This is a genomic window from Burkholderia cepacia complex sp. TUM26381 (assembly GCF_057439935.1).
In genome coordinates, this window is the sequence record NZ_CM172007.1 from 153,357 (window position 1) to 166,755 (window position 13,399).

Annotated in this window: 10 protein-coding genes; 4 read left to right on the forward strand and 6 right to left on the reverse strand. The window is 63.1% G+C overall.

The window, feature by feature from the left end; genetic code table 11:
• The first annotated feature begins 74 nt into the window (after positions 1-74).
• From ACWMMN_RS17525 to ACWMMN_RS17535, 3 genes are all read left to right on the forward strand, one after another.
• Positions 75-1,067 (forward strand): ABC transporter ATP-binding protein, encoded by a 993-nt coding sequence (locus ACWMMN_RS17525; RefSeq protein WP_486423715.1) that lies wholly within the window; start codon positions 75-77, stop codon positions 1,065-1,067.
• Positions 1,064-2,083, forward strand: coding sequence for an ABC transporter ATP-binding protein (locus tag ACWMMN_RS17530; RefSeq protein ID WP_486423716.1), 1,020 nt, complete (start codon positions 1,064-1,066; stop codon positions 2,081-2,083). Before ACWMMN_RS17525 ends, ACWMMN_RS17530 begins: the two co-directional genes overlap by 4 nt.
• Before the next feature lie 165 nt (positions 2,084-2,248).
• Complete coding sequence (locus tag ACWMMN_RS17535; protein WP_059238522.1) at positions 2,249-3,706, forward strand: OprD family outer membrane porin; 1,458 nt, start codon at positions 2,249-2,251, stop codon at positions 3,704-3,706.
• A 182-nt stretch (positions 3,707-3,888) separates the two neighbouring features.
• Here ACWMMN_RS17535 and ACWMMN_RS17540 read toward each other — a convergent pair whose 3' ends face one another.
• Genes ACWMMN_RS17540 through ACWMMN_RS17555 form a run of 4 tightly spaced genes read right to left on the reverse strand, consistent with a single transcriptional unit; the run spans position 3,889 to position 10,724 of the window.
• A complete protein-coding gene (locus tag ACWMMN_RS17540; protein ID WP_174991656.1) occupies positions 3,889-4,839 on the reverse strand; it encodes a DUF6708 domain-containing protein in 951 nt (316 codons plus the stop codon).
• Positions 4,836-7,664, reverse strand: a complete 2,829-nt coding sequence (locus ACWMMN_RS17545; protein ID WP_486423717.1) for a toxin VasX — start codon at positions 7,662-7,664, stop codon at positions 4,836-4,838. The genes ACWMMN_RS17540 and ACWMMN_RS17545 overlap by 4 nt, the downstream gene beginning before the upstream one ends.
• Before the next feature lie 10 nt (positions 7,665-7,674).
• Entirely contained in the window at positions 7,675-8,601 is a 927-nt protein-coding gene (locus ACWMMN_RS17550) for a hypothetical protein (RefSeq protein ID WP_486423718.1), read from the reverse strand.
• Positions 8,601-10,724, reverse strand: coding sequence for a type VI secretion system Vgr family protein (locus ACWMMN_RS17555; protein WP_486423719.1), 2,124 nt, complete (start codon positions 10,722-10,724; stop codon positions 8,601-8,603). Before ACWMMN_RS17555 ends, ACWMMN_RS17550 begins: the two co-directional genes overlap by 1 nt.
• Positions 10,725-11,562: 838 nt before the next feature.
• Here ACWMMN_RS17555 and ACWMMN_RS17560 point away from each other — a divergent pair.
• Positions 11,563-11,718: a hypothetical protein gene (locus ACWMMN_RS17560; protein ID WP_342705463.1), complete on the forward strand. Its 156-nt coding sequence runs from the start codon at positions 11,563-11,565 to the stop codon at positions 11,716-11,718.
• A gap of 123 nt (positions 11,719-11,841) precedes the next feature.
• On the opposite strand, the gene ACWMMN_RS17565 is transcribed toward ACWMMN_RS17560, so the two are convergent.
• Both ACWMMN_RS17565 and ACWMMN_RS17570 read right to left on the reverse strand, forming a co-directional pair.
• Positions 11,842-12,837 carry a DedA family protein/thiosulfate sulfurtransferase GlpE gene (locus tag ACWMMN_RS17565; protein WP_174991652.1) on the reverse strand — a complete coding sequence of 332 codons (996 nt, stop codon included), beginning with the start codon at positions 12,835-12,837 and terminating at the stop codon, positions 11,842-11,844.
• Positions 12,838-12,991: 154 nt separating this feature from the next.
• The gene (locus tag ACWMMN_RS17570) at positions 12,992-13,261 is read right to left on the reverse strand and encodes a hypothetical protein (protein ID WP_012493620.1); all 270 of its coding nucleotides are present in this window, start codon (positions 13,259-13,261) and stop codon (positions 12,992-12,994) included.
• Between the last annotated feature and the right edge of the window lie 138 nt (positions 13,262-13,399).

Sequence of the window (13,399 nt, forward strand, 5' to 3'; positions counted from 1 at the left end):
CTTCGCTCGCCCGGGGGCGCGCAGCCCCCCCGGGCGCTTCCATCGAAGTACCGGGCGGCCCGGCGGAGGCTGACATGACAGCACTGCTGGAAGTCGACAACCTCGGCGTGCGCTTCACGCGCAAGGATGCGCCGCCGATCGACGCCGTGAGCGGCGTGTCGTTCTCGCTCGAAGCCGGCAAGACGCTCGGCATCGTCGGCGAATCGGGCTCGGGCAAGAGCCAGACCGTGATGGCGCTGCTCGGCCTGCTGGCCGGCAACGGCACGACGACGGGCGCCGCACGCTACCGCGGCGACAACCTGCTCGAGATGGATACGCGCGCACTGAACGCGGTGCGCGGCGACCGGATCGCGATGATCTTCCAGGATCCGATGACGTCGCTCAATCCGTTCCTCACGATCGAGCGGCAGATGACCGAGACGCTGCAGCTGCATCGCAAGCTGTCGCGCAAGGAAGCGACCAAGCGCGCGATCGAGGCGCTCGAATCGGTGCGCATTCCCGATGCGGCACGCCGCATCCGCATGTATCCGCACGAGTTCTCGGGTGGCATGCGGCAGCGCGTGATGATCGCGATGGCGCTGCTGTCCGAGCCGGAAATCCTGATCGCCGACGAGCCGACCACCGCGCTCGACGTGACCGTGCAGGCGCAGATCATCGACCTGCTGCGCGAGCTGAACCGCGAGCGCGGCACCGCGATCGTGCTGATCACGCACGACATGGGCGTGGTCGCCGGCCTCGCGGACGACGTGATGGTCATGTATGCGGGCCGCACCGTCGAACATGCGCCGGCCGAATCGATCTTCGCGGCGCCGTCGCATCCGTACACGATCGGCCTGCTCAATGCGCTGCCGCGCCTGACCGACGCGGACGACACGCCGCTCGTCGCGATTCCCGGCAATCCGCCGATGCCCGGCACCGCGCCGGCCGGCTGCGCGTTCGCGAAGCGCTGCACGTATGCGGAAGAACGCTGCGGCGCCGCGCGCCCCGTGCTCGAAACCTATGGCGCCGTGGGCGCGGTGCGCGCATGCCACCGGCCCGTGGCCGATCTGACGGGAGGTTTGCGATGAGCGTCAATGAACGCCGCGATGCCGGCGCGACGGACGACACGCTGCTGTCCGTCGACAATCTGAAGGTGCATTTCCGCGTGCCGCTCGGCGGCTATCCGTGGTCGCCGAAGGGCACGCTGCGCGCGGTCGACGGCGTGTCGTTCGACGTGAAGCGCGGCGAGACGGTGGGGCTCGTCGGCGAATCGGGCTGCGGGAAGTCGACGCTCGCGCGCGCGTTGATCGGCCTCGTGCCGATGACGGCCGGCACCGTGAAATGGCGCGGCGAAGCCGTCACGCCCGATCACCTGCGCGGCAACGCGATGCGGCGCGAAGTGCAGATGATCTTCCAGGATCCGCTTGCGTCGCTCGACCCGCGCATGACGATCGAACAGGTCGTCGCGGAGCCGCTCGTCACGCACCAGTCCGGCCTCGGCCGCACCGAAGTGCGCCGCCGCGTGATCGCGATGCTCGAACGCGTCGGCCTGAACGCGCATCACCTGTTGCGTTATCCCCATGAATTTTCCGGCGGGCAGTGCCAGCGCGTCGGAATTGCACGTGCGCTGATCGGCGAGCCGAAGCTCGTGATCTGCGACGAACCGGTATCGGCGCTCGACGTGTCGATCCAGGCGCAGATCGTGAACCTGCTGCGCGACCTGCAGCGCGAACTGTCGTTGTCCTATCTGTTCGTCGCGCACGATCTGGCGGTGGTCAAGGCGATCAGCCAGCGTGTGCTCGTGATGTATCTCGGCCGCGTGATGGAGTTCGGCACGCGGCATGACGTGTACGGCGTGCCTCAACACCCGTACACGAAGGCGCTGCTCGATGCGGCGCCGACGCCGGAGCCGGCGCGCGAGCGTGCTCGCCGTCCGATGCTGCTGGCGGGCGAGATGCCCTCGCCGCTCAACCCGCCGTCCGGCTGCGCATTCCGCACGCGCTGCCCGGTCGCGATCGACGCGTGTGCGCGGGACGTGCCGCTGCCGGAAGTTCGGCAGGGGTCGGCGGCGCGCGTCGCATGCATCCGCGCGGGCGCGGCGTGATGTGAAGTGACGCAGCAAACATAACCAAGGCAGGTCAACAGGGGTAGGTGCGGCGCGAACGATCTTCGCGCCGCGGGTACAGGCGCGTCCTTAGCCGGGCTCGCCGGGGGGCCGGAAGCGGATCGCGACCGGCGTGGACGATATCAACACAAGACGAGAATTACGATGAAAAAGCAGAAGACGATCGGGACGGCATCGAAGATGCTGCTCGCATGGGGACTGCCGGCACTCGCCGGCGTCTCGTTGACGGGCGTCGCGCACGCCGACGACGCGGCCCCCGCGCCGCTGACGGTCGCGCAGGCCGCACCGGCCAACGGCACGGGCGCACCGACGCAGAACGCCATTGTCAACGCCGAAGCGACCCAGGCCGTCACGCCGCCCGATGAGCCGTCGGCGCAGTCGAAGTCGAAGGGCTTCATCGCCGACAGCCACCTCGACTTCCTGTTCCGCAACTACTCGGACGTCCTCGACAGCAAGGGCGGCCCGCATCGCCACGCATGGGTCCAGGGCGCGATGGCGAACTTCGAGTCGGGCTACACGACGGGCCTGATCGGGATCGGCTTCGACGCATCGCTGTATGCGGCACTCAAGCTCGACGGCGGCCAGGGTGCCGGCAGCATGGTGCACATCGCGAAGGGCGGCGGCGGCGGCAACCAGCTGGCGTGGGCATACCCCGGCATCTACGACATCAAGGCGCGGATCTCGAACACGGTGGTCAAGTACGGTCTGCAGGCCGTCGACAACCCGTTCATGGAGCAGCACGACAACCGTGCGCTGCCGCCGACGTTCCTCGGTGCGACGATCGTCAGCAATGAATTCAAGAACGTGATGCTCGAGGCCGGCAGCTTCACGAAGACCGACGCGCGCGGTCACACGACGCTCACGAACCTGACGACGCAGTACGGCGGCACGCGCGTCAATCGCCTGTCGTACGTCGGCGGCACGTGGGACTACTCGCCGAACGGCGAAGTTGCGCTGTACGCGAACCAGGCCGACGACGTGTGGCACCAGTACTACGCGTCGGTGAAGCACAGCATCGGCAGCCCGCAGACGATCAAGTGGACCGGCTTCGGCAACGTCTACTCGACGCACGACACGGGCGATGCGCTGCAGGGCAAGATCGACAACAACGCATACAGCCTGTCAGTGGCCGCACAGCACGGCCCGCACGAGCTGCTGCTCGGCTTCCAGCAGGTGCTCGGCGATCAGTTCTTCGACTACCTGAACGAAACGAACGGCATCTTCCTGACCAACTCGATGGACGTCGACTACAACGCGCCGCACGAAAAATCGCTGCAGCTGCGTTACACGTTCTACGGCAAGGAAGCGGGCCTGCCGGGCTTCAAGGCGATGGTCTGGGGCGTGACGGGCTGGGGGGCGGACGGCAGCGCGGGGGCGGCGAACGATCCGAGCAAGTCGAGCATCTACTGGAGCAACGGCGCGCCGGTGCAGGGCCGTCACCACGAGTTCGGCTTCATCCCGTCGTACACGTTCCAGAGCGGCAAGCTGAAGGACACGAAGGTCACGTTCATCGCGATGTGGCACAACGGTTCGGCTCACTACTCGGACGCGACGAACCGCGAGTACCGTCTGGTCGTGAACCTGCCGCTGCACGCGTTCTGATTGGCGGGGCGAGAAACTGGAAGGGCATGCGCGCGGCGACGTCCGCGCGCTCAATACGCGTATTTGCCGAATCTGGATCGGTTGATGCGGATCACTGTTGGATGGTTTGTGCCACTACCGTAGTAAGCACAGCCGCTGGTGCATCGACAAGCCAGATGGCAGCCTGTTCTTGACTGTCGTTGTCATGGTTCGATGATCTCGCAGTTGACGCGGATCACTGGCTTGCGTGTCTCGGCAAAGCCGCAAAGTTCGTCGATCTCGTTCGAGAACGTGGCATAAGGCACGTGGTATTGCAGCCAGGCCCCAACGCTGTCGGGAAAGGCGTTGATCAGTAGCCAGCCAAGCCACAGGGGAATGGTGACAGGTGCCCAGAGCTTGCCGTATGGCCTGGCCAACGTGCGACGCAAGCCGGCGTACCAGTCGCGGTAGGGTTGCAACGTGGCCTGCCCGCGGCTGAGCCGGGGAGGCAACGGCGGGGGCTCGGGCAAGCCTTCCGGGCCGTGTGCCATAAAGGCTTGCAGATACGCCCACAACGATCGAGCGGAGCGATCGCCGTCGACCATGCCGAGATTGCCGGCTGCCGCGCAGATCTCGGTGGGCGGGGTCATGGCGTGATCGACGCCGATCAGGTAGAGGGGATGACGGCTGGCATAGCCGCTGGCCGAGACGATAGGGATATAGCCGGCGAGGACTTCGAGCTGATCCCAGTCGAGCACATGCAAGCGCGTGAGGTCGTTGGGGTAGATGAAGTACAGCTTGCGGGTGCCGCGATGGATGCGGATGAAGCCGCCGCGGCACCGGTGCGCGCCGCTTGCGTAGTAAAACAAAAAAGCCATTCCAGTCAGAAGTGGAGCGCAAATCAGCATATTCATCGCGATTTGGACAGTCATCTCGTCCAGACCAACAATGGAAATACCTAGGATCGTGGTTGCAATGGTCACAATGACCGACATTCCAACGAATCCTGCGCTTCCTCCACGCGTGAAGTTGGCATAGGTCTCCAACTCCACACACTGCATATTGACTCTCCGCACGCCATCCGGCTGCGGTGATGCGCCTGTGCACTGACCGTGATACAGCTTCGTGCCACCCAGGCGCAGGTTGCCCGGCAACCGTTTGATTGCATCGCTCATTTGGGCGCTCGTACCGGCTCCAGCTTGGCTGGATCGATCGGGCCACGGAACAAGCCGCTAGAGGTGAATACCAACGGGGCTGGTGCACCAGCCTGATCGATGACTAAACCAGGCTGCGTTTCCGGTGCAGGCCGATACAGGTACTCCAGCGCTACCACAGAGTCCTCATGCATCTGGATAGCCCAGCCGCACTCGCTGCCGGTATGGCCAAGGGCGGTGACTAAGCATTGAGCTTTGTAATTGATGGGATTGCTTCCCATGGGATGCATAATCGGGCCGTCGATCCGCGTTAGCAGATTGCCCCGAAGGGTGACCTTCAGGCGTGCCTGGAAACGCTCGCCAGGCCGATCGTTAACGCCGGGCAGTTGGCAATGGATACGTAGCGTGCCGACCTCATAACCGGAGGCTTGGTCCCATTCCGCGCTTAGGCGCGGGCGGAAATAGAGACCGTGGATGGCATCGAGTTCCTCGCTGTTGGTGTAATGGCGGTGATTGGCGCCCCACGCGCTGTGTTTGAGCCATATCTCCACTGGCCCATGTTTCGTAAGATCCGCTCCGACGGAAAAGGCGATGCCCACGCCCAAGGCAATCAGGCCCACCACGACCCATCCTGCCGGTGTGAGACCCAGTACTGCGGCGGCCGGGCCGGTGCCGCCAACTATAGTCGCCACGGTTGCCGTGCCCCCGCCCCACGCAGCGAGCGCCATAACACCTCCGGCGAGACCTGAAGTCAGATACATACTAGCTTGCACGGTGTTGCTGTCGCTTAACGCGTTACCTGCACGAACGGTGTCAGCCAATGCCGCAAGGCCGGCGCCTCCGGCACCGAACATGGCAACACCGTACTTGGCGGAAAATACCCTGACACTGGCTGCCAGAGTCGCGTTGATACGCTTTTCGGCACCGAACGCGACTGCTGTTGCCGACATTTCAATTCCGGTGCCAATGAGAGCGCTGCCAGCTCCAAGAAAGCTCGCAAAGTTTGCTGCATCGTTTCTTGCCATATTGAACTCGGTACCTGCGTCTTTTAGACCTTTCCAAGCCAGATATCCCCCCACTCCTGTAAAAGCGTACCCCCCCGGCCCCCGCACACGATTCACCGCATTGACAAAGGGATTCCCTTCCAACCGGATAGGACGCTTCGGTGGCAAAGCCGGTCGTTGGGGAGGTGCCTGATCCAGTTCACGGAAAGTGGTTTCGCCAACCTTGACCCAGTCGTAAAACACGACGCGTGCTGCCCCTTCCACATGAATCACCGTGGGCGAAGACAGTTGCCAGCCGCGCATGCGCTCCGCGCCCAGCGTCTGGAATCCCTGGAATTCCCAAAGGAAGCGCTGGAAATCGGCGACCGCGAGTTCGTAAAGAACAATGGTGGCGTTGAAGCGGATTTCGAGCACGTGGCGCATGCGCCGCACCAGCACATCAGCGGATCTCTCTGGCGGTAGTGCCTGCAACAAGCCGATCAACGCGTTGGTAGCCGGCGTGGCCGCGTGCTCCTCGAGGAATTTGTCCACCACGTCGAAAACGTTTCTGGCAATGTCCAGTGTCTTGTCTTTCACGCGCTCCATGAGCACTTGGCTGCCGTTGATCAAGGCCAGCCAATAGGGGCTTTCGTCGGCCGACATCTCGACGATGTCCGCCAGCGTTTTCTGCCCTTCGTCGGTATGAACCAGGGCACCGAGACACTGGAACACGGCTTTTTCATAGTCGCGTGCGTTGCACAGCACGGTCAGGTCGAAGCAACTGAGCGCAGCACCTAGCCGTCTGGGTTTGCCGAGGTGCTTGACCCAGGCCACGACATCCGAAACGGCTATCGTGATACGGGTATCGAACTCGGAAAGCTGATTGGCGTGTTTCGCAGGAAAGGCGATGGCGCCGTTGTAGTCGGTCAGGTCGCGCTGCCTGGCGACGACTTTGGCCACGTCGGGTGACCGTTGCGCGCGCTGTTGCGCGGCCGCGAAGTAATCGGCGATGTACTTCGCACTTTGCAGTTTGTGGGCATGCTTGCCCTCGTACCGGGCCTTCGCTTTGACAGCGTCTGCGGCCAGATGGTGCAACTCGCTGACCACGCCGATCGGATCCTGCAACACCACGGCCAATGGTGTGATGTCTTTCCGCGGCGCCGTGGCGATAGACATGGCGGTCAGGATAGCGCCGTACCCTGGTATACCGTCAGGGAGCGAGATTTCGCTCCACGTGTACTGCATGGGTACGCCATACACGGCGGGCGGTACCAGTTCGCGCGTGGCGTTGCCTAGCAGGGCGGCATTGAACGCATGCGGCTGCCCGACGCCATTTGCCGGTTTGACGGTCGTGGCGAGTTTGTCGCGCAGCCCGTCCTTGTTCGTTTCGATACGCCAGAGCGTGTCATGGGTGAGCACTGTATCGGCCGCCAGAACGTATACCGTCTCGGCAGTTTCGGGTGCCAGCAGATAGGGCTTGGCCACGGCGGTATCCGGTTCAGACAGGCGTCCCGGTGCGTCGTGGTCGTCGTCTGCCTTGCGCCACCAGATGCGCGCAAAGCGCACTTGCTCGGTCACCTGGTAGTGCTGCGTCCACATGCGACCGTTCTCGAAGTAGCAGAGGTAGACGTAGCTGCCTGGACGCAGCACGCGCAAGCCGTAGGCTCTGCCCGCCGTGAGCGCAGGATAGCCGTCGGTGCCAAGTGTGGAAAACACCGTTTTATCCGGCGCTTGATCCGCGATGCCATAGCGCAACGGGTAGACTGGCACGCCTCGTTCACATGATGGCGGCGAGATGGCTTTGCCCACTTGCTTCTCGTTGGGACGATTCGGGCCGAGGGCCTTTGGGGAGGTGGTTGCCATGTGGTGTCCTTCAGGACGTTGCGGCGGTCCGCGCCGCCAGCAGCGCCTCCGCATTGGACAATCGCTGTTTCCCCTTCACTTGCCGCTGGAGCAAGATGTTGCGCAACGAGGCGTCCGTGGCAAAGAAATCATGCGGATACCGGAAACGCAGCTCCATGTAGTGGCGCACGTCCCGCTCTGCGGTAAGTGCTAGTCGATCAATCGCTTCGTTGGCGAAGTGGATCAGGTAGCGCCGTAGCACTGGTTCGTTATCCGGATGGTCGTAAACCGGAAAGCGGTGGCGGAACTCGCGGGCGCAGTCGCGCATGACCCATGCGAAGCTGGCTTGATCGAGTGCGAACTCGTCGTCGTGCGTCAAAGCGATGGGTTCGTCGGTCACGGTCTGCGGACGATCGGTTGCCGGTGCATCGGCAAACAACCATTCAACCGTCCGCTCATCATCCGCATGCCAGATGAGGCGCTGGATGGGGCCGAACAGTTCGGACAGACGTTCGGTCGGCAACGCTTCGCAGAGTTCTTCGAGTTGTCGCGCGGCATGCAGGCTGAAGCCGAGCGGAAAGCCGTCGGGTGCCGTCAACTGACGCAATCGTTGCAGATGAATCACCAGGTCGTCGCCATCAGCGGGGGCCAGCAGGATCAGTCCGGCTTGTCGGGTTATCCAATGGTCGACGGCGTGGGCGTACACCGCTTCGTCGAGCGGCACCAGCAAGGGGCCTTCACGATAGCCTGGGGAGCCGTACTCCCATGCCGTGTTGCGCCAGACCCAACGATAATCAAAGCCCTTGGTGATCGCTTGCACGTCTTCTTCAAGCGCTTTGCTGTGAACCCCGCTTAAGCAAAGCCAGGGGCGCGGCCCCTGTTCCAGCGTCGCCCAGCTCGTGCAAGGCAGTGTGCTCACCACCTGACGCGACCAGGGGAGTGGATCGATCGTGTTCATCATGCTGCTCCCTTGCTGCAGGGACACGGCCTGCGTGGGCAGGAACCATCGACGCGCATCGTGCAGGCGAGGTCCATACCTTGCCCTTTACGGGGCGCTGCAGGCAGCGTGAGCGCGTTGCTTGCCGTGCCGGAGTTGATTTGCATCGACCCCTTCGTCCGAATCGTCACGCCTTCCAGCGTGATTCCGCCGCCATCGATGCGCAAGGTGCCACCTGGGCCTTTGACTTCCAGCAAATCGGCAGCGTTGATTTCATAGACCTTGGTGCGTTGGCGAATGGCTTGCCTCGCCTCCAGTTCGGCACGGCCCTGCACGCGCTGCGTTAGATGCCCACCGATATCCACCGTGTGATCGGCAACGGTCTTGTCGCAGCGATGGTTGCCGACTTCCTCGGTTCGATCCTTGCCGGTGTGGATCGTGTGGTTGCGGCCGATAGCCTGGAAGTCGTCCTGCCCGATGTCGTGGCGCCGGTCCTGACCGATGGTGACCTGCTCGTCGCGACCCACGGTTTCTTTGCGATCGTTGCCGATGGCGATCGTTTCGTCGTGCTCGACCTGCTCGCTGCGGTCGTTGCCCACGAAGGTGGTTTCGTCGTGGTTGACGTGGATGTTCTGATCCCTCTGCGCGTGGACGTAGATTTCCTCCTGGTCCTTCTCGTCCTCGAAGCGCAGTTCGTTGTAGCCCTCGCCCTTGTGCGTCTGGCTCTTGATTGTCATCCGCGTCTTGTGCCGCGGCAGTTCGTACGGCGGCAACTGCAGGCGGTTGTACGCCCGCCCGATGATGAGAGGCTGGTCCGGATCGCCATCCAGGTTGACCACGATCACTTCCTGCCCGATGCGCGGAATCGCCATATGTCCCCAGGTCGCACCGGCCCAGTTCTGCGCAACCTGGATCCAGCACGAGCTGTGCTCGTCGTGCTTGCCGTCGCGATCCCATGGGAACTGCACCTTCACCCGGCCGAATTCGTCGGTGTAGATCTCTTCGCCTTCCGGGCCCACCACGGTCGCCGGCTGCGGGCCGTCGATGCGCGGGCGCGGCAGCGGCTCGGCGCGCCACTCGATATCGTCCGGCACCAGTACGGCGTCATAGCGGTAGTGCGTGCCTTGCCGCGCGTCAGCGCTTTCCTCCGCCTGGCTGGTGGTCTGTACGCCGTGATGCACGATGCTGACCGGACGCCAGCCGCGGTTCATGTCCTCACGCGGGTGGCCAGTCAGGTCGAACGCGATGCCCGGCTGCAGGCGCGCATCGTCGCCGCTAACCCGCGCGATACGCGTATCGCGGCGGTGGCCGCGCAGCCGGTCTTGCGTGAAGGCCTTGCCGCTACCCTCGTGCTTGTAGCGGCCCGGATAGTCGTAGCGCGCGTAGCTGCGGCCCTGGTGATGGAGGTCAGTGCCCTCACGCGGATATTCGTGCGGATAGCGTGGGCTCTTGAACGTGTAGTCACGCTGCACCTGGCGCGCGGTGCGCACGTTCTCGGTATAGGCGAACGTACGCAGGCACGGCTGCGACTGGTCGCCGCCGGGTGTGGGGTTATACAGCACCGGCTCGCCCTGCTGGCGACCGAAGATAAAGAGTCGATCGCAGTGGATCAGCCGGTGGCCGTCGGCCTTGTGCTGGAAGGCGTAGAAAAAGCCTTCCTCGCGCAGGATGCGCTCGACGAAATCGTAGTCGGTATCACCGGCCTGCACGCAGTACTCGCGCGCCAGATGCTCGTTGGTGACACGCTGTTCATAGTCCAGCGTCTGGTGATGCGCCTTGAGCACGACCGTGGCGATCTCAGGCACGCTCAGAGTCTGGAAGATGCGCCAGTCGGAGGACAGCTTCAGGCGCGCCAGGCGCGGCTCGACTACAGCGGCATACCGAGTGCGCCGGAAACCCGTGTCGCGCTGCACGAAACTGGACACCGCGCCGTACACGTAACGCACGGGCACGCCGCCTTGCCAGATGGTGAGCAGGCCGCTGCGATCGAGCACTTGGCCGAAGTCGATGGCGCCGTTGGCGCTGGCGAGTTCGATCTGCAACAGGAAGGTTTCGGACAACCCCTCGTGCAGTGTGAACTCCACCACCTCGAACGATTCATCGCCAGCGGTGAAGGTAAAGCGCAGGTCGGATTGCGTGGGCATAGTCGGCTCATTACCATCGAAAATGGCTTTCACAATGTATTGCCGAACGAGTAGTGATGAACGTCCACCACAAGACCCGGCTTGGGGGCGTCATCAAACGAGCCATCGCAGCAACATCCCTGGGCTTTCAGCCTGCCAACGCTGCATGGTTGCCGTTGTCGACGATATCGAACGGGAGACTCGTCTTTTGCTTCATGCTTTGAATTCATTTACCTGCAGGCATGTTTTACGTAGCGATCATTCGACCGTGGGTATGTTCGGTGAGCAACGTAATCGCCATCTTCATGACGCCGCCGACGGTGCATGCGGACGCTTGAGTGGTGATGGTTGACGAAGACGACATGTCCGTCTATGGGACAAATTCGAAAATGGAGTGGTGCGCGAGAGGAAAGTGATGCCTGACGATTTAGTGAATGCGCTGGCAGGTCGAAAGCGACCTCGGTCAGATCTGTAAATGTCGAATTGCGTAACTGTTTCAGAAATGACGCAGCCATGCGACGAGCAAATTTGCTCCAGTGAGATAAGATCGATATTCATGAAGGAATGCGAAATTATTCGATATATTTTTTGTAAATGTAGCTAATCAAAAATATCTATCGAATAAATTTCGTCGTACGAAATCCGGAGTTCGGATAACCATTTTCGCGGGATGTTTCCCTCGCAAGGGATTCCGCGGCGATATCGTGCAAGGAGACCCTGAGGTTGGCGAACTGGTTGGTCGATCTCCGGCTCAGCTATACCGAGCATTGAACGGGTGGCCGTCGGTGGTCTTGCAGATCCACAGGAGACGCATCCGGGCGCACTAGCGAGGCGACGAGCTGAAAGCGCGAGCAGTTGAATGTCGTTGGGGCTTGATCAGGCAATCGTCGATACCTACGCGGGCATCGATCGAATTCTCAGGAGGGTGTTCCGGGCAACGGATGGCGTGTCGAAATCGACGCTTTGCCGGGCCGTCAAACGGGATTTCGGCGGCGATACGGACGGTGTTTGCTGACTTGGAGAGGCGCTCGTGTCGCGGCAGATCGTTGCGTGGCGTTGAGTTACCACACTGCAGTACGGCTCTTTACAACGGTGTCGTTACCATGAGCGTTTGAAACAGCTACCGTATAACCCGTGCTCAGGCCGGCTTGTGCAACCCCGCGACCGGATCGTTCGCGGCGGGCATCTCTTCCACGAGCGACGTGAGCTGGCGGCCCGTATCGCGCCATGCGTCGAGGCCGCCGCGCAGCGCGAGCGCATCGGTGAAGCCTGCGTCGAGCAGGCGCTTCGCCATCAGCGCGGCCGTGAACTCGTTCGGGCACGAGCAATACACGACGAACTTCTGCGTGATCGGATAGCGCGCGACGATGTCGCCGATCTGGCGTTCGTCCGCGAACTGCGCGCCGGGAATCGTGAACGGGTCGAGCTTGCGGTGCTCGGGCGAGCGCACGTCGAGGACCACCGGCGCGGACGTATCGCGCAGCATCGCGTCGAGCTCGTCGACGCCGATCCGCGCGCTCGCGAGCTGGCGGATCAGCGCGCGGCGGCGCATCCAGCGGATCGCCGCGTACACCGCCAGCACCGCGACGGCCGCCAGCAGCGCCACACGGCCGAGCTGGCCCGCGCCGGCGAACAGCCAGTCGATCTGGCGATAGAACATCACCCCGACCACCAGCCCGACGATCGTCCACAGCGCGGCGCCGAGCGCATCGTAGCCGACGAACGTGCGATAGCGCGTGCCGAACGCGCCGGCCATCGGCACCGACACGAGCGACAGCCCGGGAATGAAGCGCGCGACGGCGAGCACGCGCACGCCGTAGCGGCCGAAGAAGCGTTCGGTCTTTTTCACGCAGCTGTCACGCGACAGCGACAGCCGGCAGATGGTCTTCAGCGTCGTGCCGCCGAAGCGCCGACCGGCGAGGTACCAGACGGTATCGCCGATCAGTGCGCCGAGCACCGACAGCGCGACCACCGTCACGAGCTGCGACCCGATCATCGCCGGATGCATCGCGGACATCGCGCCGAACAGCACGAGCGTCGGCATCGCGGGCACCGGCAGGCCGATGGCCGCCGCGAGCACGTTGACGAACACGAGAAGCGGCCCGTACTGGGCGACGAGGTCACGTAGGAGCATGACGGCTGGCCGAAAAGGAATGGCGTGGGCAGGAAATGCAGATGGGCCGATTATCGGCCTTTTTCAAGACAACGGCGGGAATGACGGAAAGCGCCTGACGGCGGCAGGGGGATGTCGGTGAGCCTGCGCATTGCGCGCGGCTCACCGTTCGGAATCAGGACGGGGTACGGGCGAGCGACGCGGCACCGTGGTTTTCGCCGGGCAGCTCGGCGCCATGCGAGCGGATCGCGGCGATCAGTTCGGCTGGCGTGATCTCGTAGCGAACCTCGCGGTGAATGCCGGGCTTGCGTTCGTCGATCTCGATCAGCAGCACGCTCTTGCCATCGCCCGTTGCTTCGAGCCGGAGCGAGCGCAATTCACGGCCGTCGGCCGGGTCGTGTTCGGTGAGCAGGGTCATTGCCCCGGATGAGCCGGTAGTGCGCATCGAACCTATCCTCGTATCGTGTCGTGGATGCCTTGGCGGCAAAGATGTCTTTGTTGAATACGGCTTGACGCAGTTTAACGCGAACGGGCCGCAACACGGAGCATTTTCGTGCGGTGAAATGAGGGTTGTACCACCGAT

Coding starts and splice junctions, on each gene's coding strand:
- ACWMMN_RS17525 (WP_486423715.1), top strand. CDS start 75: ATGACAGCACTGCTGGAAGTCGACAACCTCGGCGTGCGCTTCACGCGC.
- ACWMMN_RS17530 (WP_486423716.1), top strand. CDS start 1,064: ATGAGCGTCAATGAACGCCGCGATGCCGGCGCGACGGACGACACGCTG.
- ACWMMN_RS17535 (WP_059238522.1), top strand. CDS start 2,249: ATGAAAAAGCAGAAGACGATCGGGACGGCATCGAAGATGCTGCTCGCA.
- ACWMMN_RS17540 (WP_174991656.1), bottom strand. CDS start 4,839: ATGAGCGATGCAATCAAACGGTTGCCGGGCAACCTGCGCCTGGGTGGC.
- ACWMMN_RS17545 (WP_486423717.1), bottom strand. CDS start 7,664: ATGGCAACCACCTCCCCAAAGGCCCTCGGCCCGAATCGTCCCAACGAG.
- ACWMMN_RS17550 (WP_486423718.1), bottom strand. CDS start 8,601: ATGAACACGATCGATCCACTCCCCTGGTCGCGTCAGGTGGTGAGCACA.
- ACWMMN_RS17555 (WP_486423719.1), bottom strand. CDS start 10,724: ATGCCCACGCAATCCGACCTGCGCTTTACCTTCACCGCTGGCGATGAA.
- ACWMMN_RS17560 (WP_342705463.1), top strand. CDS start 11,563: ATGTCGTTGGGGCTTGATCAGGCAATCGTCGATACCTACGCGGGCATC.
- ACWMMN_RS17565 (WP_174991652.1), bottom strand. CDS start 12,837: ATGCTCCTACGTGACCTCGTCGCCCAGTACGGGCCGCTTCTCGTGTTC.
- ACWMMN_RS17570 (WP_012493620.1), bottom strand. CDS start 13,261: ATGCGCACTACCGGCTCATCCGGGGCAATGACCCTGCTCACCGAACAC.